Below are 25,105 nucleotides of genomic sequence, written 5' to 3'. Positions count from 1 at the left end.
TGTCAATCCTTCCGGAGGGCCGTGATGGTTACGGCGTCAGGGGTGGTTTGGTGGACTGCCGGGACGGTGGAGCCCGGCAGGGACGCGGCGGCGGCACCATGGGCCACCGCCTGTCGGAGGCAGTCGGCCGGGGCGGCGCCCTGGCTGGCGGCGAGCAGGTAGCCGGCAAGCGAGGAATCGCCGGCGCCGACAGTACTGACCGCCTTGACCGGCGGATGCGTGGCCAGCCACGCGCCGTCGGGCGTTACGAGGACCGCCCCCTTGGAACCGAGGGTGGCCAGCACTGCGCCCACTCCGGAACGCACGACGGCGGCGGCGGCCGCTGCGGCGGCCTCCGGATCCGCTTCGAGTTCTTCGGCGGACTTGTCCGTGGCGAATCCGGCTGCGGCAGCCAGTTCCGCCAGTTCCTCGGCGTTGGGTTTCAGCAGGTCCGGTTTTCCCGAGGCGTCGCCGGAGATTGCGGCGGCGAGCGGTTCGCCGGAGGAATCGACGGCGATGCGCGGTGCATCGTTGCCGTCATTCATGGAGCGCAACCGCCGGGTGACGGTGGCGTAGAAGTCGGCTGGGACTCCGGGTGGGAGCGAGCCGGCCAGGACGACCCAGCTGGCCCCGTGGGAGTGGTCCAGCAGCAGCCCGATCAGGGCTTCCTGCTGGTCCGCACTGAGCCTTGGGCCGGGTTCGTTGATTTTGGTGGTGACGCCGCCGGGCTCGGTGAGCGCCACGTTGCTGCGCAGCGGCTCGCCGATGGGCAGCGCCGCGAACGGCACCTCGCTGTCGCGTAGCCCGGCAAGCACGGGATCGGCCTCGGCGCCGGGCAGCACGGCGACCGTCTGCAGCCCGGAGGCCACGAGGGCGCGGGAAACGTTCACTCCCTTGCCTCCGGATTCCTGCCGGACGGAGACGGCCCGCTGGACTTCGCCGCGGAGCAGGGGCCCCGGCAGGGCCACGGTGCGGTCCAGGCTGGGGTTGGCGGTCAGGGTGACAATCACGCGACCACCACCTCCACTCCGGCGTCCGCAAGCGCTGCTGCAAGGGCCTGGCTGGGTTTCCTGTCTGTGATCACGGTGTCCAGATCTTTCAACGAGGCGAACTGGACCAGCGTTTCCGCGTCCAGCTTGGAGGAATCAGCCAGCACCACGATGCGGCGCGCTGATTGGACGAAGGCAGCCTTCACGGCGGCTTCTTCAGGATCGGGAGTGCTCAGCCCGAAGGCTGCGTGGATGCCATTAGTGCCGATGAAGGCAATGTCCGGGCGGATCCTGCGGGCGGCTTCCACAGTGGACTGGCCGACGGCGGCCTGGGTGATCCCGCGGACCTTCCCGCCCAGCAGGTGCAGGGCGATGCCGGGTTCCCCGGAGAGTTTTACGGCGATGGGCAGCGAATGGGTGATGACGACGAGTTCGACATCGGCGCCCGAGGCAGCGGCGGGCGAGGCCGCGGCGGCCGTTGCCGCCGTGCGGGCGGACAGGAGTTCGGCGAGGGCCTCGGTGGTGGAGCCGGCGTCGATTAGGATGCTTCCGGCGAGACCCTGGGGGATGAGCGCCAGCGCGGCCTCGGCAATGCGGATCTTCTCCGGCTGCCGCTGGACGGTGCGCTCGAGGACGCTTTCTTCGGCGGTGCTGAAACGGTCCGGGGAGACGGCGCCGCCGTGGACGCGCCGGACGCTGCCGGTCGCCTCGAGGGCGGCGAGGTCCCGGCGGACGGTTTCCGTGGTGATGCTGAAGCGCTCGGCCAGGTCCGTGACGCTGGCCCGGCCGCTGACGGAGATAAGCCCCACGATCAGCTGTTGGCGTTCCTCGGCGAACACTTACCCTCCATTGCGTCAGTACTGCTGAAATCCGTTATCCGCTTCAGTGACCCCCATCACATGAAGTGGAATTGATTGACTTTATCTGTGTTCTTGTTGCTTTGTCAATGGAAAACAACAGGAACGCAGATGCCATGCGGCAGCTCCCTCGGGACATGTCCATTTTTCGCGCCGCGGGGTGGGCACATGAGGAGTATGTCCACCCGTGGCCTCACGAGTGGGGCATGCGCAACAGTCGGCACGTACCCTTGAAGGGTGCCTGGCGCCAGGCCTTGCAGTGCGCCAGCCCCGCTCTCCCGGCGGGCCTCACAGAATCACGGTTAGCAATGTCTGAATTTTTCCCCAGGGTCGTCGTCACCGGACTGGGCGCGGTGACCCCGGTGGGCGGCACGACGGCCGAGACCTGGGCCTCCCTGCTGGCCGGGCGCTCCGGAATCCGGGCGCTCGACGAGGACTGGGCGCAGGGTCTGCCCGTCCGCATGGCCGGCCGCGTGACCACGGACCTGGCTTCGCTGCTCTCCGTTCCCGAATACAAGAGGATGGACCGGTGCGGGCAGTTGGCACTCATCGCGGCGAGGGAAGCATGGGCGCAGGCCGGCCGCCCGGAAGCCGACCCGGAACGGTTGGCGGTGGTGATCGGCTCCGGCTACGGCGGCCTGGACACCACGCTGGAGCAGACCCGGACCCTTGACGGCAGCGGCCCCCGCCGGGTATCCCCGCACACGCTCACCCGCATCATGACGAACGCCCCCGCCGCCTGGGTGTCCATCGACGTCGGCGCCAAGGGCGGGGCAAGGACCCCGGTGAGCGCCTGCGCCTCCGGGGCGGAAGCCATCTCGCAGGCGGCAGGCATGATCCGGGCCGGGGCCGCGGACGTTGTGATTGCCGGCGGCGTGGATTCCTGCATCAACGGACTGATCATCAGCGGTTTTGCGCAAATCCGTGCCTTGTCCACGCGAAACGAGGATCCGCAGTCCGCATCGCGGCCCTTCGACCGGGACCGGGACGGGTTCGTGCTGGCCGAAGGCGCCGGCATCCTGGTGCTGGAACGCGAAGACCATGCCCGCGCCCGCGGCGCGGAAATACTGGGCGTCGTCGCCGGGACCGCGGTGACGTCCGACGCCGTCGACATCGTCGCTGCCGATCCGGCGATGCAGCGCCGGGTGATGGAAAAGGCCATCGCGGACGCAGGGCTGAGCCCCCGGGATATCGGCCTGGTCCACGCCCATGCGACCTCCACCCCGGTGGGGGACCGCCTGGAAGCGGAAGCCATCACCGCCGTCCTCGGAAACCAGGTTCCCGTCACGTCAACGAAGTCCCTCACCGGGCACCTCCTCGGAGGCGCCGGCGCGCTCGGTGCCGTCGTCATGATCCAGGCGCTGCGGACCCGGGCGTTCCCGGGCACGCGCACCCTTGCGAACCCGGACGAGGGAATCGGCCTCAACATCATCCCGGAATCAGTCTCGGGCCTGACGGCGACGGCTGGCATAGCCAACGCCTTCGGCTTCGGCGGCCACAGCACCGCGTTGGTGATGACCGCGGACTGACCCCCGCCCCGGGGCGACGGGTTGATGCGCAGCCGGCCGGGGCCGCGGGAAAGTTAGGCTGGGCCCATGGAGACAGTCGCCTGGTCCAAACCCGAACACAAACGTGCCGGCACGCCGTTGCTGGTGATGATGCACGGCTACGGAACGGACGAATCACGGATGGCGCAGCTGTTCGGCTCCCTTCCGCCCGAGTTCAGTTGTGCGGCCCTGCGCGCCCCGAAGGTGATCGGGGACCACTACGGCTGGTTCCTGCTGGACTACTTCCTCACCCACGATTTCGCTGACGTCATCTCCAGCACGAACGCCGTCTTCGCCTGGATCGACTCCGTCAAAGCGCAGCACAGCAGCGTCAGCCTGCTCGGCTATTCGCAGGGAATGGCCATGGCGAGCACGCTGCTGCGCCTCCGGCCCGCGCAGTTCCGGGCCGTCGTCGGACTGTCCGGATTTGTCCTGGACAACGAACTGCTGGCAATGAGCGAATCCTTCGAGGTCCGGCCGCCGTTCTTCTGGGGCCGGGACCGGGCGGACGTTGTGATCAACGACGACGCCGTCGAGCACACCGGGGAATGGCTGCACCGGAATACCGCGCTCACGGCGCGGACCTACCCCGGGATGGGGCACTCCATCGCCAAGGCGGAACTGGTCGATGTCAGCGTCTTCCTGCGCCACTACGCGCTGCGGCTAAAGCCCCGCTGACGCCCCGCCGGCACCAAACGGCGTTTCTCCACTTGCATGCCAATTTTGTAAGCGTTTACACTCTACTTCGGCCATGTTCACTGGCCCATCACTTCAGGGGGAAGAAAGGGCTGAGCCCGTGCTGCAGGCCAAGACCCCGCGCGCAACCATCCAGGACGTCGCCGCGCTGTCCGGGTTGTCCATCTGTACCGTCTCCCGGGCGCTGCGCCAGCTGCCCAATGTCTCCGAAAAAGCCCAGGCCAAGGTCAGCGATGCGGCAGCCAAACTGGGCTACAAGGCATCGTCCGCGGCCTCCCGGCTGGCCGGCGGAAGCACCGGTTCCGTGGCCATCATCGTCCCCACCGCGACCGCCTGGTTCTTTGCCCAGGCCGTGGAGGCTGCCGAGGAAGTGTTTGCCGCCGGCGGTTATGACACCGTCCTGATCAGCCTTCGGAACCGGCCCAGCGTGCACCGGAAGCTGTTCGGCGACCTGGCCGGGCTGTCCCAGCGCGTGGACGGCGTGCTCCTGCTCAACATCGCCCTGAGCGAAGCCGAGATCGCAGCCCTTGCCGGCTCGGGGCTGGCCGTGGCGAGCGTCGGCATGCACGGCGTGCCCTGGGACAACGTCGGCATCGACAACGAGGAGGCGGCGCGCACGGCCACCAAGCACCTGCTCGGGCTCGGCCACTGGGACCTGGCCATGCTGTCCGGGAGCGAGGCCGGCGGGCCCTCGGTGGTGACCGGCAGCGAGCGGCTGCGGGGCTTTGGGCGTGCCCTGGCGGACCATGACCTGACCGTCGATCCGGACCTCGTGATCGATGCCGGCTTCAGCATCGACGGCGGCCGCCTGGCCATGACCGAGCTGATCGAAAACCGCAGGATGCCGTCCGCGATCCTGGCCGGCTGCGACGAAACAGCCTTCGGTGCGCTCATGGCCCTGAGGGAGTTCGGTTTGTCAGCGCCGAAGAACGTGTCCATCATAGGAATAGACGATCATCAGATGAGCTGGTTCCTGGGACTGACCACAATGGCCCAGCCAGTAGCCGATCAGGGCGCCTTCGCAGCCAACCTGCTGATTGAAAGACTCCACCACCCGGGGCTTCCGAATCCCCCGACCAGCCATGTGCTGGACACCAGGCTGGTGGAGCGCAGAAGCACCCGCCGCCGCCGCTGAACCGGACGGCGCAACGCCCCTGGACCACCGCAGCACCCCCAGCGTCCGGCGCCCGGCGTCGTCGATGACCGCCGCCCCCGTCCCGCACCGCCGCCGAAAAACCCACCGACTTGCCTGCCGTCTGGAAGGACACCGATTCATGACTGAGCTCCCCGCCACCGCCGCCCCGGGCTGGACCGGCGCCTCCGCCATCCTCTTTGACCTCGACGGCGTCCTGACCCCCACCGCGATCGTGCACGAACGCGCCTGGCAGGAACTCTTCGACGGCTTCCTGCGCTCTGTGCCGGAGGCGGCCGGTTACACCGGAAGCGACTACTTCGACCATATCGACGGCAAGCCCCGGTTCGATGGCGTCCGCGATTTCCTGGCCTCCCGGAACATCGTCCTGCCCGAGGGCCCGCTGGATGATGATCCGGAGAACAACACCGTCCACGGCCTCGGCAACCGCAAGAACAAGGTCTTCAACGACATCGTCGCGGCCGGCGGCGTGAAACCGTACGAAGGCTCCGTACGGTTCATCGAAGCCGCGCTGGCCCGGGGACTCAAGCTCGCCGTCGTCTCATCCTCCCGCAACGCCCCGGCCGTGCTCAAGGCAGCGGGCCTGTCCGATTATTTCCCGGTGGTGGTGGACGGCGTCGTCGCCGTGGCCGAGGGGCTGCCCGGCAAGCCCAGCCCGGCCACCTACGAATACGCCGCGCGGCTGCTGGGACTGCCCAGCGGGGACTGCGTCGTCGTCGAGGATGCCGTCTCCGGCGTCCAGGCCGGAAGCGCCGGGAACTTCCATTCCGTGATCGGCGTGGACCGGGGAGCCGGCCGGCAGACCCTGCTCGACGCCGGCGCCACCCTGGTGGTCAACGACCTCGCTGAGCTGCTCTAGCCTCCGCACGCCCCGCCGCACACCCCGCACTTTTCGCCACCCGCAGCCAATACCCGCCAAGGACCCCCATTATGGCTCTCATCACCTCGGACCGCGCACGGTTCCCCAACGACCCCTGGAAGCTCGTCGAGACCGTCCACCTGCCCGGAAACGCCGGCACGCTGGAAACCCTCTTCAGCCTCGGCAACGGACATCTGGGGATCCGCGGCGCCCATTGGGCTGCTGCCGACGCCGACCTTCCGGGCAGCTTCATCAACGGATTCCACGAGACCTGGGACATCAAGCACGCCGAAAACGCCTACGGCTTCGCCCGGACCGGCCAACGGATCCTCTACATCCCCGATGCCAACAACTTCACCGTGATCATCGACGGCGAAACCCTCAGCCTCGGCGAATCCACCGTCCTGGACTACCGGCGCAGCGTTGATTTCGCCACCGGCATCTACGAATGCCGGATCACCTGGCAATGCCGCTCCGGCGCCGCCGTCACCACCACGGAGCGGCGCGCCGTCGGCTACCAGTCCCGCGGCGCGCTGGGCATCTCGCTGGAGGTGGCAGCGGACCGGGACATCTCCGCCGACGTCACGTCCTCGGTGATCAACCGCCAGGACCAGCCGGTCGATGACCACTCCGAGCACGACCCGCGCCGCGCCGGACGCCACGCCGGCCGTGTGCTGCTGCCCGTCCGGCTCGACGGCGGCGACGGTTCGCTGCGCCTGTCCTGGGAGGCCGCGGAATCCAGGCAGCGGCTCGGTATGGCCGTGGACCACTGGACTTCCGCCGGGGTCCAGCCCTTCGAGACCCTGGTGGACCAGGACGACAGCAGCGTCCGCTACGTGCTGGCCGTCGGCCCCGCCGTGCCGTTCGTGCTGGAGAAGAGCGTCAGCTACGCCGTCGGGCAAAACGTCGAGGACCTGGCCGACGCCGCCGAGGCCGGCCTGCGGCCGGTCGGCGAGGTCTTCGCCGAGAGCACGGCGCACTACCGCGACTATTGGACCACGAGTGACATCGTCCTGGCGGGCCAGACCGAGCTGCAGCAGGCCGTCCGCTGGAACCTCTTCCAGCTGGCGCAGGCAACGGCCTGCGCCGATGTCGCCGGCATCCCGGCCAAGGGGGTGTCCGGCTCCGGCTACGACGGCCACTACTTCTGGGACCAGGAGGTGTACCTGCTGCCGTACCTGAGCTACACCAACCCCGCCAACGCCCGCCAGGTGCTCGAATTCCGCCATGAAATGCTGCCCGAGGCCAAGATCCGCGCCAAGGAGCTCAGCGTCGACGGCGCCCTGTTCCCGTGGCGCACCATCAACGGGCTGGAGGCCAGCGCCTACTACGCCGCCGGAACGGCCCAGTTCCACATCGCCGCCGCGATCGCCTTCGCCACCAACCGCTACATCTGGGCCAGCGGGGACCGGGAGTTCCAGGCGACCATGGGCTCCCAGTTGCTGATCGAAACCGCGCGGATGTGGGTCTCGCTGGGCTTCTTCGGCAAGGACGGGCTCTTCCACATCCACGGCGTCACCGGCCCGGACGAGTACACCGCCGTCGTCAACGACAACCTGTACACCAACGTCATGGCGCGCTTCAACCTGCGCGCCGCCGCGGCGCTGGAGCATGCGGAGATCGACGACGCCGAACGCGAGCTCTGGGAGCAGGCCGCCAACCGGATGCAGCTGCCTTACGACGAGGACCTCCAGGTGTACTCGCAGGACAACGACTTCATGACCCTGGAACCGTGGGACTGGACCACGCCGCGGTCCAAGTACCCGCTCCTGCTGCACTTCCACCCGCTGGTGATCTACCGGCACCAGGTGCTCAAGCAGGCGGACACCGTGCTGGCCATGTTCCTGCAATGGCAGGATTTCTCTGCCGAGGACAAGCGCCGGGCCTTCGACTTCTATGACCCGATCACCACCGGCGACTCCACCCTGTCCGCCTGTGTGCAGGGCATCATGGCGGCCGAGGTCGGCTACGGCAAGGCCGCGCTGGAGCACTTCACACACGCCCTGTTCATCGACCTCGACGACACCCACGGCAATACGATCGACGGGGTCCACATCGCCTCCACCGGTGGCGTGTGGAGCTCGCTGGTCAGCGGCTTCGCCGGCCTGCGGGACCAGGGCGCAGTGCCGTACTTCGATCCGCGGCTGCCCACGGACTGGGACGGGCTCGAGTTCCACTTGAAGATCCAGGGCCGGCTGCTGCACGTCGAACTGGACCAGGCCTCGATCCGGCTGTGCCTCCGGGAGGGTGCCCCGCTGCAGGTCGACGTGCGCGGGGAACTCTTCACGATCGGCAGCGGGCCGGTCCGGGTTCCGCTGGCGCCCGTGGCCGCCCCCGAGCCCACGATTTTCCCCAGCGGACTTCCGACGGCGTCGATCCCGGTGGTCCGCGCCCGCGCCTCCTAGACCCCCGCCACCTAGACCCCCGCCACCCCCGCAGCCCCCGCCAAAGCAACGCGGGGTCACCTACGGCCCATGATCCCCACTGACATGGGCCGTACGTGACCCCGCGTTGCACTCGCCGTCCCGCATCCGGGCGGGTTAGTCTTGGCAGGCTTGCCGACGAAGGGCAGGCATTCCTGTTTGGCCGACGGACGCGGCTGGTGCGTCCCTGAAGGAGGCGCGTGTGGCATCCTTGACGGACATTTTGCTGCTGGAGGGCGTGGTGACCCCCGAGCACGTGGCCCGGCTCGGCAGGGACCGGTCCAACGATGCGGCGGCTATCCGCAGCCTGCTCAGCGACGGCGACGTGACGAGTGCACAGGTTGCCAGGGCGCGTGCCGTGCAGGCCAATCTGCCGTTTGTCGAGTTGCTCGTCGTCCCGATCGACCGGGCCGCGGTTTCCCGGCTGGCGCCGTCGTTGTGCCGCAGGCATGAGGTGCTGCCGCTTTCCATTGCCGACGGGCGGGTGACGCTGGCGATGTGGGATCCGGGAAATGTCGTGGCGATCGATGATGTGCGCACCGCCACCAGGCTGCCGGTGGATGTTGTTGTTGCCGACCGCGCCGACCTGCTGTCCGCCCTCGACCGGTTCCTGCGCGCCGACGACGAGCTGAACGACCTCACCCACACCCTTGAAGAAGAAAGTGTCGCGACGGAGGACGACGGCCGGGCTCCGATCGACTCCTTCGAGGACGATGTGCCGATCGTCCGGTTCGTCAACCTGCTGGTGAGCCAGGCGATCCAGGACCTCGCCTCCGATATCCACATCGAACCGACGGCCAGCGAGGTGCGCGTCCGGTACCGGATCGACGGCGTGCTGCACGAGATGCAAAGCGCACCCAAGAGCATCCAGAACGGCGTGATTTCCCGGCTGAAGATCATGAGCGACATCGACATCGCGGAGCGCCGCAAACCGCAGGACGGCCGGATGTCGGTCCGGCACGGCAGCCGCACCGTGGACCTGCGCGTCGCGACGCTGCCCACGGTCTGGGGCGAGAAAATCGTCATGCGAATCCTTGACAACAGCTCGCTGACCGTCTCGCTGCGTGACCTGAACCTGCTGGAACACAACTTCGAAGCCTACAAGACCTCCTACACCAAGCCCTACGGCATGATCCTGGTGACCGGGCCCACGGGGTCCGGGAAGTCCACCACCCTCTACACCACGCTGAAGACGGTGGCGCGGCCGGAGATCAACGTGATTACGGTGGAAGACCCGGTGGAGTACCGGATGGACGGGATCAACCAGGTCCAGGTCAATCCGAAGGCAGGGCTGACGTTTGCCAGCGCCCTGCGGTCCATCCTGCGCAGCGACCCCGACGTCGTCCTGATTGGCGAAATCCGCGATCACGAGACGGCCCAGATCGCCGTGGAGGCGTCGCTGACCGGCCACCTTGTGCTCTCCACCCTCCACACCAACGACGCGCCGAGCGCCATCACACGACTGACCGAGATGGGGATCGAACCGTTCCTGGTGGGATCCGCCATGGACTGCGTGGTCGCGCAGCGGCTCGCGCGCAGGCTCTGCGACCGGTGCAAACGGCCGGTGGAATACGAGCCGGAGAAGCTCGCCGCGCTGCGCTTCAGTTTCGACCCGGACAGGCCGCCGCCGGTGCTGTACCGGCCCGGCGGCTGCACCGGCTGCTCACAGACGGGCTACCGTGGGCGGATGGCCGTGCACGAGGTCATGACGGTGACGGAGGAAATCGAGCGGCTGGCCGTCGCCCGGTCCTCAAGCGCCGAGATCGCCCGCGTGGCGCGTGAGCAGGGGATGCTGACCTTGCGCGAAGATGGCTGGGAGAAGGTCAGGATGGGCCTGACGTCCATCGAAGAGATCTTGAGGGTAGTGGCTTAGTGGCTCGTCGAATGCTGGAAGGACAGTGAATGGTGGAGCGCCCCGTTTATGAGATCCCCGTGGTGCAACCCGGCGATTCCGCGGCGGGCTGGGCGCCCCAGCGCCTCGTGACCGGGGGCCGCCGCGTGGCCCGACTCGAACCGGAGCCCGCGGGTATGCCGGACCATGCGGCGGATCTTGACGGTGAGCCGGGGCCTGGTGCGGGGCGGCTCTGGGATGTCACGGATCCGGAGTCCGCCGATCCGGTCGACGTCGGCCGTCCGGCCGCCGTCGACGACACCAGTGACGCCGCCAGCGCGCCGCCCGACCGGACAGCCGGGCCGGCGGCCGCGGGCCGGGTCCTGGTTGGTGAGGCGGCGGGTGCCGCCATAGATCCCGAGCTGTTGGCCGCCCTGCACGCGGTGCTGAAGCAGGGGGCATCAGACCTGCACCTGACCGTCAATGCCCCGCCGATGATCCGTGTGGACGGCGCGCTGCGGCCGGCCGGCGGCCCGGAGCCGTGGCAGCGAGACAAGGTGCTCTCCTCCCTTGGCAGCCTCCTGACCGAGGAGCAGCGGACCATCTTCGATGCGGAGCTGGAGCTCGACTTCGCCTACACCCTCCCCGACACCGCCCGCTTCCGGGTGAACTACTATCAGCAGCGCGGTTCGCTCGGCGCAGCGTTCCGCCTGATCCCCTGGGAGATCAAGCAGTTCGAGGAACTCGGGATCCCCGAGAGGATCGGAGAGTTCGCCAAGCTGCCGCGCGGCCTGGTGCTGGTGACCGGACCCACCGGCTCCGGCAAATCGACGACCTTGGCGGCGATGATCGATCTCGTCAACCGGACTCGTGCGGACCACATCGTGACGGTGGAGGACCCGATCGAGTTCCTGCACAAGCATCGGAAGTCGATCGTCAACCAGCGCGAGGTGGGCAACGACACCCACAGCTTCGCGGCAGCGCTCAAACATGTGCTGCGGCAGGACCCGGACGTTATCCTGATCGGAGAACTGCGCGACCTCGAGACGATGTCGGTAGCCTTGACCGCGGCCGAGACCGGCCACCTGGTCTTCGCCACCCTCCACACGCAGGACGCAGCCCAGACCATCGACCGTGTGATCGACGTCTTCCCCCCACACCAGCAGGGGCAGGTACGCTCCCAGCTCGCCGGAGTGCTGCAGGGCGTGGTCTGCCAGACGCTGGTGAAGCGTGCCAACGGCCGCGGCCGCGTGGTGGCCACAGAGGTGCTGGTGGCCACCCCCGCCATCGCCAACCTGATCCGGGAGGGCAAGACCTACCAGGTGCACTCCATGATGCAGGCCGGGCGCAGCCTGGGCATGCATACGATGGACCAGCATCTGGCCGAGCTGGTCGGCTCCGGCCGGATTACCCGCGCCGCGGCGAACGAGAAGGTGCACGATCCGGAAACCTTCGACCGGCTCATCGAGCGGGGCGACTCCTCCGGCGCCATGGCCGAGCGTGCCGCCGGCATCGATTTCGGGGATTCGTTCTCTTCCGAGGCCAGCTAGGTGGGCGCCGCGCAGGCCTGGGCCTACACCGGCCGGGACAGTGCCGGCAAGCTCGTCAAGGGACGCTTGGATGCCTCCAGTGAGGCCGCCGTCGCCGCACGACTGAAGACTATGGGCCTTTCTCCCGTCAGCATCGCGGAGGCGACGGCGGGAACCGGGCTGAACCGCGAGATCTCGATTCCCGGATTCGTAAAGGGCGTCAAGCTCAAGGACCTGGCCATCATGAGCAGGCAGCTGGCCACCATGGTGGGCGCCGGGCTCTCGCTCTTGCGCGCGCTCAACATCGTGGCGGAGCAGACCGAGAGCAAGCCGCTCGCCAGGATCCTCACGGAAGTGCGCGACGACGTCGAGACGGGGCTCTCGCTCTCGGACTCCATGCAGAAGCACCCTGTCGACTTTCCCCCCATCATGGTCAACATGGTGCGTGCCGGGGAGATCGGCGGCTTCCTTGACGGTGCGCTGGAGTCCATTGCAGGCAGCTTCGAGGCGGACGTCAAGCTCCGCGGCACCATCAAGTCGGCCTTGAGCTACCCCATGATCGTCCTGGTCATGACGGTGTTCTCGGTGGCCGCGATGCTGATCTTCATTGTGCCGGTATTCCAGAAGATGTTTTCCAACCTTGGCGGCACGCTGCCGTTGCCTACCCAGATGCTCGTGGTGCTCTCGGAACAGATGGTGTGGCTCGTGCCGGCCGCCGTCCTCACTGGTTCCGTCTTCGCGGTGTGGTGGGGAAAAAACAAGAACGCCGTCGAGGTGCGCCGGGTGGTGGATCCGCTCAAGCTCAAGCTCCCGGTGTTTGGGCCACTGTTGACCAAGCTCGCCGTGGCCCGGTTCAGCCGGAACTTCTCCGCGATGATCGGTTCCGGCGTGCCGATCCTGCAAGCATTGCGGATCGTGGGGGAGTCGAGCGGGAACTGGGTAATGGAGTCGGCGCTGAACGAGGTCGCGGAATCCGTGCGGCAGGGCGAGTCCATTGCGGGCCCGCTGGCTAAATCCCCTGCTTTTCCGGCCATGGTGACGCAAATGATCGCGGTAGGAGAAGACGCCGGAGCCCTGGAGCAGATGCTCGCCAAGATTGCCGATTTCTACGACGCCGAAGTCCAGGCGACCACGGAGCAGCTCACGGCGCTGATTGAGCCGCTAATGGTCGCATTCCTCGGAATCGTGGTGGGCGGCATGATTGTGGCCCTGTACCTGCCCATTTTCAATATCTTCACCTTGATAAAGTGATTGTGGCTGCCTCGCGGAGCAAGGGGAGTTGGGGAACAGAGCCTGAACAGTAACTGCAGGAACAGCCTGCCATGCCGTCATTTAGCGACCGGACATCACGTGTTCGTGCAATTTTCCCAAAATAACACCAGAAAGTAGATTGCTCGGATACACTTCAGTTCGGCTCGCAATTGTGCGCCCTCCAGCTGAGTATTTAGGGGAATTTCATGGTCTCACGTGCTTTCCACGCGCTCGCCGCCAGGCGCAGCGCCCTCGCCGAGAAAGAAAAGGGATTTACCCTGATCGAACTCCTCGTCGTCGTCATCATCATCGGCATTCTTGCCGCCATTGCCATTCCGGTTTATTTGAATGTCCAGAACGGTGCCAAGGACAGCGCAGTGCAGGCCGACCTGACCAGCGCCAAGACGGCTGTCATCTCTGCGCAGACCACTGGCAACGGCACGCTTCCTACGGACCAGCCCGCTTTGGTGGCCACCGGTTACAGTGTGCCGGGCGCCAGCAACTACACGACAGCGCTGGCTTACGCACCGACCGTCGACAAGAAGGGTTTCTGCATCTTCGCGCAGAGCGCGAGCGGAACCTGGTTCGCTATTGATGCTTCATCGTCCGTGCAGAAGGACAAGAAATGCGCAGCCGGGGTCATGGGCTAAAGGCCGCCGCCTGAGCATTTTTCAGTAGGGCGATCGCTGGTGGGATGTCCGTGGGGCTGCATCCCGCCAGTCTTCGTTTCGCATTACTGCTCCCTGGAGCAATCCCGAAACAAACCACAAGAGTGCTGCCCGACCCCGCTGAAAGAGGTGCACCGTGAGGACTTTCCGCGCACGCCTGCGCCCGGGCTTTGGATCAGACACCGCGCCGGAGGATGGTTTTTCCCTCGTTGAGGTCCTCATCGCCATGATGGTGTTCGCCATTCTCTCCATCGGGGTCGCCTACTCGCTGCTTTCCGTCCTCGCCATGACGAAGGAGGGCCGTGCCCGGGAGATGGCCACGAACCTCGCGGCGCAGGAGATCGACCTGGACCGCTCGGCGAAGGACGTCTTCACGCTGGGCGATTCCACCAACCCCGTGACCAACTCCCTCGGCAGCTTCCTCGTAAAACGCACCACCCAGTGGGTCAGCGGCGCCAGCGAAGGCAACGGATGCGGCTCCGGAACGGGGGCGCTCCAATACAAGCGCATCAACGTTTCCGTCACCTGGGACGGCATGCGTGCCGGGGCATCGCCCGTCCGCAGCGACACGCTGCTGGCGCCCAAGAACGTCATCAACGATCCCGCCCTTGGCACGATCATCGTATCTACGCTGACCGCCGGTGGCGCCGGCAGCGCCGGAATCTCCGTCTCCGCCGCGCCCACGCCGGGCGTTACCGGCAACACCGCCGTCGCGGTCACCGGTACGGCCACGAATGCCCAGGGCTGCAGCTACCTGCTGAAGGTGGTGCCGGGCACCTACGATGTCACCGTCTCCCGCGCCGGCTACATCGACAACGGCCAGGTTCCCACCAGCACGAAGGCCACCAACATCGCCGTCACCGCCGGGACCTCCGCGTCCGCCGGGTTCAACTTTGACCTCGCCGGCTCGTTCTCCGTCAACTATGCGTCCAACGCCACCGCCGGAACCGTGCAATTCCCGAGCAACCTGGACACCACTTTCCTCAGCACGGCCGGCGTCTACGTCTCCACGGCCGCCACCGCCGCCGCCAGCCGCACCCTGCAACTCTTTCCCTTCCCAAGCGGCTACGCCGTGATGGCCGGCAAATACGTTGCCCCCAGCCAGAGTTCCCCCGGATGCCTCTCCGTCGACCCTGAGGCCTGGCCGGCGGCTCCCACCCTCACGGCGGCCGTCCGGACACCATCGACGACGACGACGGCCGCCGCCTTGCCGATGGGCTTGCTCACCCTCTCCGGAGCCGCCGGCAAGTTCATCACGGCGGTATCGGCTACGGGAACGGGCGCCGGGGATCCGGGCTGTTCGGTGCCGATGACGTACACTTTCGACGCCCTCGCAACGGCCGGAAGAATCGCTTTGCCCTACGGATCGTGGACCCTGTACACCGGTTCCTCAAAGGGTGCGAAAACCACAGTCCTCGCTGCCGGCTCCATCACCGTGGCGGCCCCCAGCGCCGTCTCATCCGGCGGCGTGGTGACGCTCGACCCGCGTACGGTGGCGCCATGACCGCGCTGACCACAGCATGCGGGGCCCGGTTCCGCCGCGTCGCAGCAAGTCCGGAGCGCGGTATGAGCCTTACCGAGCTGCTGGTGGCCAGCATCGTGCTGATGATCGTCCTCACGGTCACCGCCAACCTCTTTATCAACGCCACGAAATCGATGGGGATGGCCTCCGCCGTCAACGCCAATACCGCCAACGCCTCCACCGGCATGAACGAGGCCACGCGCGTTATCCGGGGCGGCACCTCCAACCCTGTGCAGGCACAACTCCTGGACAATCCAGCCTTCATCGAGGCAAGGCCGGAATCTGTCATCCTGTATTCCTTGGTAGGCGGAGACCGGAACGATCCGCATCCGGTGATGATCCGGCTCTCGCTCAACGCGCAGCGCCAGCTGGTCGAAGAGCGGTGGACCGCCACGGTCGTGGCCGGTTATTCGACCTTTACCTCACCCTATGTTGGCGCCTCCGGCTACGTCGCCCCGCAGACCACCCGCATCCTGACCACGACGGTTTCCCCGCACACGGGGACCGCGGCCTACCTCTTCACCTATTACAGTGATGTGCCGGGGACGGTGCCTCTCGCCACGGCCGGGACGGATGTCCCTGCGGCGAGCCTCGCCGCGATCGTCACCGTGCGGGTCAGCCTGACGGTGCAAAAAAGTTTGACTGACAGCAATTTGCCCGTCACGCTCGAAAACCTCGTCGGCATCCCGAACCTCAACGCCTCGGCGACGATTTCATGAGCGGAAACAGAGTGGCCAGGCCGCAGACCGCGGGAATACCCGTCCCGCGGCGTGAAGAGGGCGTGGCCCTGATCGTGGTGATCGGGATCGCCGCGGTCCTCACCGTGCTCGTCACCGCGGCCCTCAGCGTCTCGCTCGGCGGCCTGGTCAGGGCCAGGACGGACCAGGACTGGAACGCAGCCATGGCAGCCGCCTACGCCGGGGTCGATGACTATAAGAGCAAGCTCGCCAATGACAACACGTACATGCAGTATGGCAATCCGGACTCACCATTCAGCGCCGCGAGCAAGGCGGCCGGTACGTTGGCGCTCCCGACGGGCTCCGCGATCAACCCGGCGTTCGGCATCGGCCAGGCCGGCTCCTGGGCCACAGTCCCCGGCAGCAGCGGCACCGCCACCTACCGCTACGAGGTGGACAATTCCAACTACTGGGCCACCGGGGTCCTCCGGCTCCAATCGACCGGACGCGTGGGAAACCAGACACGGAGCATCGTGGTCAACCTCAAGCAGGCCGGGTTCATCGATTTTCTCTACTTCACCAACTATGAGGTCCAGGACCCCGATCTGACGGGCATGAACGGCACGAACGGACAGCCCAATTGCGCCCAGTACAAGTGGCAGGGCCGCTCCTCCTCATGCGTTCAGATCCAGTTCGGCCCCAGTGACGTGATCAACGGCCCGCTGCACTCCAATGACACGCTTTACATCTGCGGCGCCACCTTCAACGGCCCCGTAACGACTGCCAACACCGCGAACCCGCCGAGGTATGACAAACCATCATCCGGATGTTCGACGCCCACCTTCAGTGTCCCGGGCAGCCCGGCCTATGCCGCCGTCGTCGGCATGCCGCCGTCGAACGCCAAAATGAAGGACGAGACACGCACCGACATCCCCGCCCTGGTGCCCCGGCCCGGTTGCCTGTACACGGGGCCGACCAGCATCGTCTTCAACGCGGACGGGACCATGACGGTGCGCTCTCCCTGGACGAAGGCCACCCGCGTCGTCGGGAACCCGGCAACGGCCGTCGGCACCCCTCCCACCGGATCGTCCTCCTGCGGAACGCCGGGGGACCCGGCCAAGACCCTGGCCCAGAATGCGAACACCTTGGCGGGGGCAACGGGTCAGGTCATCACCGTGCCGGCCAAGAACCTGATCTATGTGCAGAATGTGCCCTCGAGTACCGGCGACCCTAACTACTGGCCGTCGGCGAGCACTCCGCCCGGACTGAGCTGCACGGGGCTCACAGGCAGCAGCGGTACTGGCAACGGAATCGGTTACCCCACGACGAACGAGTACGCTCCCACCGCGACGTCCGGAACCCAGGCCTACGGCTGCCGCAATGGCGACGCCTTCGTCGAGGGCCAGTTGCACAGCGCCGTCACCATCAGCGCCGCCAATTACCTCTACGTGACCCGGAACATCACCTATGTTGACCCGAAGGCGGACATCCTGGGGCTGGTGGCGGAGAACGCGGTCTGGGTCTGGAACCCGATGAAGTGCACGACAAACTGTTCGAGCATGAGCAACACCCCGCTTCTGAACGACAGCGTGAAGGACAACGGGCGGACCGTCAATGCCGCCATCCTCTCGGTCAACCACACTTTCCAGGTACAGAATTACGACAAGGGCAACCTGCGCGGAGCTCTCACGGTCGGTGGCGCGATCGCCCAGAACTTCCGTGGTCCCGTCGGCACCAGCGGGTCCACCGGTTATACGAAGAGCTATCTCTACGACCAGCGCTTCCGGAACATTGCGCCGCCCAAGTTCATGGTGCCGGTTTCCACCACCTACGGCGTCAGCGTCCAGGTTGAGGTCGGCAAAGCGTTCAACCCCGATGGGAGCGCCGGATGAGTCCCTCCAGCCCGGGCCTCTGGCCCACCTTCATCAGCGCGTACGCAGGCCTCTTCGGCCTGCTCATCGGGTCCTTCCTGAACGTCGTCGTCTACCGCGTGCCGAACGGCCTCTCCATCGTGTCCCCGCCGAGCGCCTGCCCCGGCTGTGGCCACGTCATCAAGGCCTACGACAACATCCCGGTCCTGTCCTGGCTCATCCTGCGCGGGAAATGCCGCAGCTGCGCCAAGCCGATCTCAAAGCGCTACCCGCTCGTGGAAGCGGGGACCGGGATCGTCTTCGCCGGGGTCGCATTGTGGGCCTGGACCGGCGGCGCCTCCGCCCGCCCCGCCGAGGGGGCCCCAGGCATCCTCGTCCTCGTCGGGTTCCTGTACCTGGCCGCGGTCAGCGTGGCGCTTGGACTGATCGACATCGACACCCACCGCCTGCCCGACGCCATTGTCCTGCCCAGCTACCTCGTAGGCGTCGCCCTCTTCACCGTGGCCGCCGTCGTTTCCGGGGACTATTCCGCGCTCCTGCGCGCCGGCGTCGGCATGGCCGTGCTCTGGACCGCCTATCTGCTCATGGCGCTCGCCTACCCCGGCGGCATGGGATTCGGCGACGTCAAACTGGCCGGATTGCTGGGACTGTTCCTGGGCTGGGTGGGCTGGGGCCCGCTGCTGGTTGGGGCCTTCGCCGCGTTCCTGCTGGGCGGCCTGTTCTCGCTGGCGCTGCTTGCAGCCCGCAAGGTGAACCGCAAGAGCGGCATCCCGTTCGGCCCCTGGATGCTTGCCGGAGCCTGGACCGGCATCATTGGCGGCGACTCGTTGTGGAAGGGGTACCTTGCGTTGGTCGGACTCTAGCAGCACATCATCACCGCATACGCGGAAATCCCCACTGACAGGGAAGGAGCAGGGCACTTGGTACAACGCATAGGAGTGGACATCGGCAGCACCGCGCTGCGCGCCGTCGAAGTCCGAAATCCCGACAAAGCCAGGCCCACCGTGCTCCGGTACCTCGAAGTCCCGCTGCCTGACGGTGCGGTCAGCCGCGGCCTGGTGGCAGAACCGGACGTCGTGGCGGCAGCCCTCAAACAGCTGTGGTCCAAGGGCGGTTTCCGGTCCAAGAGCGTGGTGCTTGGCGTCGGAAACCAGCACGTGCTGGTGCGTGACCTCACCGTCCCCGGAGCCACCCTGGCCGCGATCCGGGAATCGTTGCCGTTCCAGGTCCAGGACATGCTGCCGATGGCCGTTGCCGATGCCCAGCTGGATTTCTACCCGACAACGGAAGACACGGACGCCGACGGGACCGCCGTCGCCGGGCTGCTTGTGGCCGCGGGGAAGGAGGCGGTGCTGGGCAATATCGAGGCCGTGCGCCGCGCCGGACTTCGGACGGTCGACGTCGACCTCCTCCCGTTCGCCGTCAGCCGCGTGCTGCTTCCGCGTGCGGACGGCGACGGCGTGGTGGCAGTCATCGATGTGGGCGCGAGTACCACCAGTGTGCTCATCGCAAAGGACGGCGTCCCGCAGTTCGTGCGCCTCATCCCGGCCGGTGGCCGCGACCTCACCAACGCCCTGGCGACGCGCCTGGGGATGGGCACCGCCGACGCGGAACTCCTTAAGCGGAAGCTCGGGCTTGGCTCGCGCAAGGGGGTCCCGGAAGAGCATCACGAGGCCCTCGGAATCATTTACGAGACAACCAGCGAGCTCCTGATCAGCCTCCGCAACACGATCGAGTACTACCTGAACAGCCGCCCGGATGAGACCGTGCGGCATCTGGTGCTGAGCGGCGGTGGGGCCGAGTTGCCCGGTTTCGCGGACAGCCTCACCGAGGTGACCCGGCTGGAAGTGGTCACGGGGGATCCGTTCCAGCGTGTGGACCTTTCGCGCCGCCTCCAGTCAGACGGGCAAGGACCGGACCGCTTGTCCATGACCGTGGCCCTCGGCCTCGCGGTCGGGGACGGTGGCACGGATGAAGCAGGCACAGACACCGGCAAATCCACAGGCGCCGCCAAATCCACAGCCACCGCTGATCCGGGCCCGGTCCGGAAGCCGTGGAGTTTGGCCGACGCCGCCACCGCTGATCCGGGCCCGGCCCGGAAGCCGTGGAGCTTCGCCGACGCCGCCAAACAGCCGCTTCGCATGCCGTCGTTCCGCGGGAAGCCGGCCGGGCACGGCGGCGGCATCGCCGTCGGCGGAAAGCGCCAGATCGATCTGCTGCCGACGGAGACCCGCAAGCTCGTCGCCGCCAGGAAGATGCGCGACCGTTTGGGACTGGCCGTCGTGGCCGTGCTCCTGCTCACCTTGCTCAGCTCGGGAGGCGCCGCCGTGGCGGCGCTCGTGGCGCAGGGCGAGCTGGCCTCCGAACAGGCTCAGACGGGGTTGCTCCTGGCGGAGCAACGGCAATATGGGGGAGTGCGGCAGGTCCAAGATGAGGTGGCGCTTCTCCAGGCCGCCCGTGCGATCGGGATGAGCCCGGAAATTGATTGGAAGGCCTATCTGGATGACGTGCAGAAGACGTTGCCCGGGGGCATGACCATAGATACCGTGCAGATCGACTCGTCGTCGCCGCAGACGGCGTACGTCCAATCCACCGCACCCTTGCAAGGCGACCGGGTGGCTACGCTCAGTTTTACCGCAAAGAGTCCCACCCTGCCCGTGGTACCGCCCTGGCTGGACCGGCTGCAGGCCCTGAGGGGCTTTGCCGATGCGCTGCCGGGTTCCCTCGTCAAAAGCGCAGACGGCGGCTACCAGATCAACATCACGATGCACATCAACGAGGCCGCGTTCTCGAAGCGTTTCCCGGCGGGGGGAAAGTGATGGATAAGAACAGGATCTTCCTGATCGGCGCGGTTCTGGCGATGGCCGTTATTGTGCTGTTCGGGTTTCTCGTTGGCGTGCAGCCCCAGCTCGCTGCCGCGGCCGCGGCGCAGGAAAATGCAGCGGCGGCGCGGGCGAAGAATGCCGCCAGTGCCAATGTCCTGGCTGCCTTGAAACGGGACTACGCGACGCTGGATGTGCTGAAGCAGCAGCGTGACGCGCTGCGCCAGGCCATCCCGGCGGGCACTGACATGTCATCCTTTATCGCCGAGATCCATTCGCTCGAGGTTGCCCACGGCGTGACCCTCTCCGCATTCACCGTGACAGATGGCCAGGCCTATCTGCCCGCGAAAACCGCGACGCCGGCCGCGGCAACGGCCACAACTCCAGCCACAACGCCGGCTCCGGCGTCGAGCGCCGGAGTGAATTCAAAGAACTTCACCTTAATGCCGATCCAGCTCACCGTGACCGGTCAGTATGCCAAGGTCTTGAATTTTGTCTATGGTTTGCAGACCGGGACCCGGCTCATGCTGGTGACCACGTTTTCGAGTTCCGCCACGGGAGCGGGGCCTTCCTCGGATGTCAGCGCCTCGATCGGTGGCTTCGCCTATGTGCTGTCCGATACGCCGCCGGGCCCGCCGGCAGCTGGATGACAGGTGCTCCCTACTTGCCCACCTGCGCCGTGCCCCGGCCGGCTCCGCGCTCCACAGCCCGGTCCAAGGGGTTGGCGAGCTCGTCGGCCCGCATCCGGGCGACGATCATCGCCGCCACGGCCACAACCGGGCATACCCCTCCGGCCACCAGGAAGATGAGCCAAACCGGTACAACTTCGGCGGCGGGCCCGGCCAGGGCCATGGAGACCGGCATAAGACCCAGCGAGACGAAGAAATCCAGGCTGGACACCCGGCCCAGCAGATGCGGGGGCACCCGGCGCTGCAGCAGGGTCCCCCAGATGACCATGCCCACGCCGTCGGTGGCGCCGAAAACGAACAGGGCGAGGGCCAGCCCCCAGAAACTGTCCATGATTCCCACCGCGGCCATCGGGAGGCTGCCGGCTCCCCAGCAGACCATCATGACGGTGAGGTAGCGGCGCGGCAGCGGGAACCAGGCGGTGGCCAGCGAGGCCGCGGCGCCTCCGACGCCCATGATCGCGAGCAGGAAGCCGAACATGCGGGAGTCGCCGCCGAGCTGGTCCCGGACCACAAAAGGGAGCAGGACCTCGATGGGGCCGATCAGGAACAGCACGGAGATGCAGGCCCACAGCAGGGTCCACAGCAGCCAGGGCGTCCGGACCGTGTAGGCCACCCCTTCCCGGAGATCCTGCAGCAGCGGGGCCTTGGCACGCTCCTCGGTGTGTCCGCTGCCCGGCCGTGACTGTCCAAGGTCGCGGCCGAGGAAGTTCAGCACCCCGAAGGCCAGCAGATGGCAGGCCGCCACCCCGGCCACGGCATGGGCCGGGGACACGGCCGCCACCAGGAGGCCCGCCACGGCCGGCCCGGCGGCCTGTTGCAGGATCGGCCGGATGGTCCCCTCCATGCCGTTGGCTGCCAGCAAGTCTTCCGGCGGCAGGATCCGGGGCAGGATGGCGGAGTAGGCCGGGAAGAAGAACGCCGCCCCGATGCCCAGCACGAATGCTCCGAGCGCCAGGTGCCAGAGCTGCAGCCAGCCCAGTACGGCCAGTCCGCTGATTGTGGCGATAACGGCCAGGTTGGCGCCCTCAACCCCGATGATCAGGAGCCGCTGCGGAACGCGGTCCGCCGCGATGCCGCCCGCCAGCACAAAGGCCACCAGGCCCGCGCTGCCGGCCGCCGCCACCAGGGAGAGTTCCAGCGGGCCGCCGCCGAGGTGGATCACCTCGTAGACCATTGCCACGGCCCACATCCCGGAGCCGAAGATGGAGATCGCCAGCGCCATGATCAGCACCCGGTATTCCCGGTGCGCGAACGGTCGCAGGGCCCTCAGCGCGCGCATGGATCCAGTGTAGGCGCCGCTTTCGTGGCAGAAACAGATAGAAACCGGACAGAAACAGAAGGAATCTCAATGATGTTGTCAACGGCTTGTACGGTCGTCAGTGACTGAACCGCCACCGCCTGGCGCGCACACTCATTGGTAGTGTTCTCGGCCTGACCTGCAGAGGTCCCCCACCAGAGAATCTGGTCGGGGGCCCTCTGTCATCCCTGCGGTCCGGCTACGTGTGGTTCCGACGGGGAAATCCCACCCCAGCCTGGTCAGCCCTGCCGGGCTTTCATTCGGGGGTTTTTCTTGTTGATGACGAAGGTCCTGCCGCGACGTCGCACGACCTGCGCTTCCGGTATTTTCTTCAGCTCCCGCAGTGAGTTCCGTACTTTCATGTGTCGCTCCTTCTTGTCAGGCTCAGTGTGTTGAGTTGAGCTCGAACGGTTCGGACAGGCCGGCAAAGCCTGCATTCATTTCAGCATCGGTGAGTTCGCAGCCGGCGAGGAGCCGTGCGATTTCAGCCTGTCAATGTCCTCACCGGTTGCCGCCACAGATCTTTAGGAGGCGGCATCGCCTCCCCTGTGACTTCTCCCCGGACGTTGCTTCAGGCCGGCGCCGGTGTTTGGCTTGGACTGTGGGCACTGCACAGCTGGGAGGGAAAGCTCACCTTTTCTGCATCACGCCCCCCCGCGGATCCGTTGCCGGATTGTGCGGTGTTCATTTCCGGACCGGCGGGTGTCCCGGCCGCTGGTCGCCCAGTACCTTCGGCTGCTGCGCGGTGATGGAGTTTTTTGCCTGGACGGTCCCGGGCCGTGAGGCACTTACGGCATTCCAGGTCCGGATTAACCGCATCCTTCAATGACACTTTCCTGGAAACAGGACGCTGCGATAGTAGAGGAGCAAGACTAATGACCGTTGAAGATACTCGTGCCGAGCATGGCCCTGCTGAGCACGAGCACCGGCCCGGCTGCGGGCACGAAACCGTCCAGCATGATGACCACGTGGACTACGTCCACGACGGCCCCAAGCATGCCCTTCATGGTGACCATTACGACGAACACTAAGCCCTGAAAAGCGGTAGTGCGGACCGCCGGCCACGCCGGAGTCCGCGCTTCCAGGTCTTTAGCCTCACGCGGAACCGGTTGCGGGCCAAGGCCGGTCCCACGTGTCCACACCTAATTGTCCTGGCCTCCTTGAGGCAATGCCAGAGGCTTCGCGGGGACAGCAGGGGCCGGGGCAGGAGTTGTCCTGTTCGCGGATGAGTTTCCGCTCTGCCGCGATCCTGGCTTTTGCCGTCCTGCGCACTTTGCTGGCGGGCATGGGGCGTCCTCGTTCGTGCGGTCTGCGGGGTTCAGGGGGCCTGCTCTGGCTCAACCCCGGCTATGAAGTCAGCGCATCAGGTCTGGTTAAAGGCCCGTTCCTGATCCTCCCGGGGTTCAGCCCTGCAGGGCTTTATCGATGTGGTCGACGTTACTGTTCATCCATTGAAGGTAATTCTGGCCCTCCGGGAGGGTTTCGGTGAAATCGACGACGGGGACTCCGGCTTTCGCGGCAGCATCCTTGAGGGCCTTGGTTTCGGGTCCCTCGGTCTGGTCATTGTAGGCCAGGAACTTCACCCCCTTGCCGGAGATCAAATCAAGAGTCTCCTTCAATACGGGCACTGCCACGTCTTGGCCGGCTTCGATGGCGTGGCTGTATTCTTCGGGGGTTTTGTTGACCAGCCCGGCCGCCTGGAGAAGGTAGAGGGGCACCGGTTCGGTGATCGCGACGGCATCGCCGGTGTGGTGCGCCTTCAGGGCAGCGGTGCGGCCTTTGAGCTTGCCCAGATCGGCCTTGAACCGGTCGGTGTTCGCCGTGTAGCTCGCGGTATTTGCCGGGTCGATGCGGGCCAGGTTTGTGGACACGGTGTCCGCGAACGCGGTCATGGCCTCGAAGTTATACCAGAGGTGCTCGTTGAAATCCGCGGCCGCGGTGGTGGATTCCGGGGAAAGCCCGGAGAGTTTCGTGACATCGATGAGCTGGTGGTCCCCGGTGTTTTCTGCGGCAAGGGTGCTGAAAAAGTCATCGTAGCCGCCGCCGTTTTCGATCAGCAGCCGCGCCTTGGACACGGCGAGCCTGTCCTGTGGGGTGGCCTGATACGAATGCGGGTCCTGGCCGGAGCTGTGGATGATCGGGGTGATGTGGACCTTTTCCCCACCGATCACGTGGACAATGTCCCCGTAGACATCCGTCGACGTTGCCACCTCCACCGGCCCCGCTCCCGCCGAGGCAGGCGCCTGGCCCGTTCCTGCCGAACCGCAGCCCGCCAGCAGCAGCACCGCTCCCGCCGCTGCGAAGGCGGCAAGCACGCCCGCCCGCGGACCCCGCTGAAAAGTTCCTTCATGCATGTGAAAACTCCTTTTAGTGCTAATGAGAATCAATCGCATTAACCATACATGGAGCCGATCCTTTTCACGGCATAGTGACGATGCCCCATCC

At 66.5% G+C, this 25,105-nt stretch carries 21 protein-coding genes; 15 read left to right on the top strand and 6 right to left on the bottom strand.

Annotated elements, in window-relative coordinates:
- Positions 1–2 precede the first annotated feature (2 nt).
- Positions 3–989, bottom strand: a complete 987-nt coding sequence (locus E5206_RS01805) for a hexose kinase (protein ID WP_136320989.1) — start codon at positions 987–989, stop codon at positions 3–5.
- Entirely contained in the window at positions 986–1,807 is an 822-nt protein-coding gene (locus E5206_RS01800) for a DeoR/GlpR family DNA-binding transcription regulator (RefSeq protein ID WP_136320988.1), read from the bottom strand. Before E5206_RS01800 ends, E5206_RS01805 begins: the two co-directional genes overlap by 4 nt.
- A 326-nt stretch (positions 1,808–2,133) precedes the next feature.
- Here E5206_RS01800 and E5206_RS01795 point away from each other — a divergent pair, with 326 nt between their 5' ends.
- The 15 genes from E5206_RS01795 to E5206_RS01725 all read left to right on the top strand — a co-directional run bounded on the left by E5206_RS01795 (position 2,134) and on the right by E5206_RS01725 (position 21,324).
- Complete coding sequence (locus tag E5206_RS01795; RefSeq protein WP_136320987.1) at positions 2,134–3,354, top strand: beta-ketoacyl-[acyl-carrier-protein] synthase family protein; 1,221 nt, start codon at positions 2,134–2,136, stop codon at positions 3,352–3,354.
- 66 nt (positions 3,355–3,420) lie between these two features.
- Entirely contained in the window at positions 3,421–4,050 is a 630-nt protein-coding gene (locus E5206_RS01790) for a phospholipase (RefSeq protein ID WP_136320986.1), read from the top strand.
- Positions 4,051–4,168: 118 nt separating this feature from the next.
- Complete coding sequence (locus E5206_RS01785; protein WP_240689888.1) at positions 4,169–5,203, top strand: LacI family DNA-binding transcriptional regulator; 1,035 nt, start codon at positions 4,169–4,171, stop codon at positions 5,201–5,203.
- 139 nt (positions 5,204–5,342) lie between these two features.
- A complete protein-coding gene (locus E5206_RS01780; RefSeq protein ID WP_136320984.1) occupies positions 5,343–6,080 on the top strand; it encodes an HAD-IA family hydrolase in 738 nt (245 codons plus the stop codon).
- Positions 6,081–6,151: 71 nt separating this feature from the next.
- The gene (locus E5206_RS01775; RefSeq protein WP_136320983.1) at positions 6,152–8,485 is read left to right on the top strand and encodes a glycosyl hydrolase family 65 protein; all 2,334 of its coding nucleotides are present in this window, start codon (positions 6,152–6,154) and stop codon (positions 8,483–8,485) included.
- Between the two features lie 220 nt (positions 8,486–8,705).
- Positions 8,706–10,376, top strand: coding sequence for an ATPase, T2SS/T4P/T4SS family (locus E5206_RS01770; RefSeq protein ID WP_136320982.1), 1,671 nt, complete (start codon positions 8,706–8,708; stop codon positions 10,374–10,376).
- A gap of 29 nt (positions 10,377–10,405) precedes the next feature.
- Positions 10,406–11,884, top strand: coding sequence for a type IV pilus twitching motility protein PilT (locus E5206_RS01765; RefSeq protein WP_276605953.1), 1,479 nt, complete (start codon positions 10,406–10,408; stop codon positions 11,882–11,884).
- Positions 11,885–13,114: a type II secretion system F family protein gene (locus E5206_RS01760; protein ID WP_168709249.1), complete on the top strand. Its 1,230-nt coding sequence runs from the start codon at positions 11,885–11,887 to the stop codon at positions 13,112–13,114.
- 206 nt (positions 13,115–13,320) lie between these two features.
- On the top strand, positions 13,321–13,764 hold the full coding sequence (locus E5206_RS19715) for a prepilin-type N-terminal cleavage/methylation domain-containing protein (protein WP_136320981.1): 444 nt from the start codon (positions 13,321–13,323) through the stop codon (positions 13,762–13,764).
- A gap of 154 nt (positions 13,765–13,918) precedes the next feature.
- Complete coding sequence (locus tag E5206_RS01750; RefSeq protein ID WP_136320980.1) at positions 13,919–15,286, top strand: prepilin-type N-terminal cleavage/methylation domain-containing protein; 1,368 nt, start codon at positions 13,919–13,921, stop codon at positions 15,284–15,286.
- Positions 15,283–16,023, top strand: coding sequence for a hypothetical protein (locus tag E5206_RS01745; protein ID WP_136320979.1), 741 nt, complete (start codon positions 15,283–15,285; stop codon positions 16,021–16,023). Before E5206_RS01750 ends, E5206_RS01745 begins: the two co-directional genes overlap by 4 nt.
- Positions 16,020–17,873, top strand: coding sequence for a hypothetical protein (locus E5206_RS01740; protein WP_136320978.1), 1,854 nt, complete (start codon positions 16,020–16,022; stop codon positions 17,871–17,873). The genes E5206_RS01745 and E5206_RS01740 overlap by 4 nt, the downstream gene beginning before the upstream one ends.
- Positions 17,870–18,715, top strand: a complete 846-nt coding sequence (locus E5206_RS01735) for an A24 family peptidase (protein WP_136320977.1) — start codon at positions 17,870–17,872, stop codon at positions 18,713–18,715. The genes E5206_RS01740 and E5206_RS01735 overlap by 4 nt, the downstream gene beginning before the upstream one ends.
- Positions 18,716–18,772: 57 nt before the next feature.
- Positions 18,773–20,671, top strand: a complete 1,899-nt coding sequence (gene pilM / locus E5206_RS01730; protein ID WP_136320976.1) for a type IV pilus assembly protein PilM — start codon at positions 18,773–18,775, stop codon at positions 20,669–20,671.
- Positions 20,671–21,324 carry a hypothetical protein gene (locus E5206_RS01725; RefSeq protein ID WP_136320975.1) on the top strand — a complete coding sequence of 218 codons (654 nt, stop codon included), beginning with the start codon at positions 20,671–20,673 and terminating at the stop codon, positions 21,322–21,324. The genes pilM and E5206_RS01725 overlap by 1 nt, the downstream gene beginning before the upstream one ends.
- Positions 21,325–21,334: 10 nt before the next feature.
- Here E5206_RS01725 and E5206_RS01720 read toward each other — a convergent pair whose 3' ends face one another.
- From E5206_RS01720 to E5206_RS01705, 4 genes are all read right to left on the bottom strand, one after another.
- Positions 21,335–22,642, bottom strand: a complete 1,308-nt coding sequence (locus tag E5206_RS01720) for an MFS transporter (RefSeq protein ID WP_136320974.1) — start codon at positions 22,640–22,642, stop codon at positions 21,335–21,337.
- A 257-nt stretch (positions 22,643–22,899) separates the two neighbouring features.
- The gene (gene ykgO / locus E5206_RS01715) at positions 22,900–23,022 is read right to left on the bottom strand and encodes a type B 50S ribosomal protein L36 (protein ID WP_136320973.1); all 123 of its coding nucleotides are present in this window, start codon (positions 23,020–23,022) and stop codon (positions 22,900–22,902) included.
- A gap of 510 nt (positions 23,023–23,532) precedes the next feature.
- A complete protein-coding gene (locus E5206_RS19400; RefSeq protein ID WP_205759983.1) occupies positions 23,533–23,676 on the bottom strand; it encodes a hypothetical protein in 144 nt (47 codons plus the stop codon).
- A gap of 387 nt (positions 23,677–24,063) precedes the next feature.
- The gene (locus E5206_RS01705; protein WP_136320971.1) at positions 24,064–25,014 is read right to left on the bottom strand and encodes a zinc ABC transporter substrate-binding protein; all 951 of its coding nucleotides are present in this window, start codon (positions 25,012–25,014) and stop codon (positions 24,064–24,066) included.
- Positions 25,015–25,105: the final 91 nt, after the last annotated feature.

Origin of the sequence: Arthrobacter sp. PAMC25564, assembly GCF_004798705.1 — a bacterium.
Lineage (GTDB): Bacteria > Actinomycetota > Actinomycetes > Actinomycetales > Micrococcaceae > Arthrobacter.
The sequence above is the reverse complement of the archived record's forward strand: the minus strand, read 5'-3'. Positions and strand labels throughout refer to the sequence as shown.

Coding starts and splice junctions, on each gene's coding strand:
- E5206_RS01740 (WP_136320978.1), top strand. CDS start 16,020: ATGAGCGGAAACAGAGTGGCCAGGCCGCAGACCGCGGGAATACCCGTC.
- E5206_RS01725 (WP_136320975.1), top strand. CDS start 20,671: ATGGATAAGAACAGGATCTTCCTGATCGGCGCGGTTCTGGCGATGGCC.
- E5206_RS01705 (WP_136320971.1), bottom strand. CDS start 25,014: ATGCATGAAGGAACTTTTCAGCGGGGTCCGCGGGCGGGCGTGCTTGCC.
- E5206_RS01735 (WP_136320977.1), top strand. CDS start 17,870: ATGAGTCCCTCCAGCCCGGGCCTCTGGCCCACCTTCATCAGCGCGTAC.
- E5206_RS01795 (WP_136320987.1), top strand. CDS start 2,134: ATGTCTGAATTTTTCCCCAGGGTCGTCGTCACCGGACTGGGCGCGGTG.
- E5206_RS19400 (WP_205759983.1), bottom strand. CDS start 23,676: ATGGTCACCATGAAGGGCATGCTTGGGGCCGTCGTGGACGTAGTCCAC.
- E5206_RS01780 (WP_136320984.1), top strand. CDS start 5,343: ATGACTGAGCTCCCCGCCACCGCCGCCCCGGGCTGGACCGGCGCCTCC.
- E5206_RS01765 (WP_276605953.1), top strand. CDS start 10,406: ATGGTGGAGCGCCCCGTTTATGAGATCCCCGTGGTGCAACCCGGCGAT.
- ykgO (WP_136320973.1), bottom strand. CDS start 23,022: ATGAAAGTACGGAACTCACTGCGGGAGCTGAAGAAAATACCGGAAGCG.
- E5206_RS01745 (WP_136320979.1), top strand. CDS start 15,283: ATGACCGCGCTGACCACAGCATGCGGGGCCCGGTTCCGCCGCGTCGCA.
- E5206_RS01775 (WP_136320983.1), top strand. CDS start 6,152: ATGGCTCTCATCACCTCGGACCGCGCACGGTTCCCCAACGACCCCTGG.
- E5206_RS01720 (WP_136320974.1), bottom strand. CDS start 22,642: ATGCGCGCGCTGAGGGCCCTGCGACCGTTCGCGCACCGGGAATACCGG.
- E5206_RS01790 (WP_136320986.1), top strand. CDS start 3,421: ATGGAGACAGTCGCCTGGTCCAAACCCGAACACAAACGTGCCGGCACG.
- E5206_RS19715 (WP_136320981.1), top strand. CDS start 13,321: ATGGTCTCACGTGCTTTCCACGCGCTCGCCGCCAGGCGCAGCGCCCTC.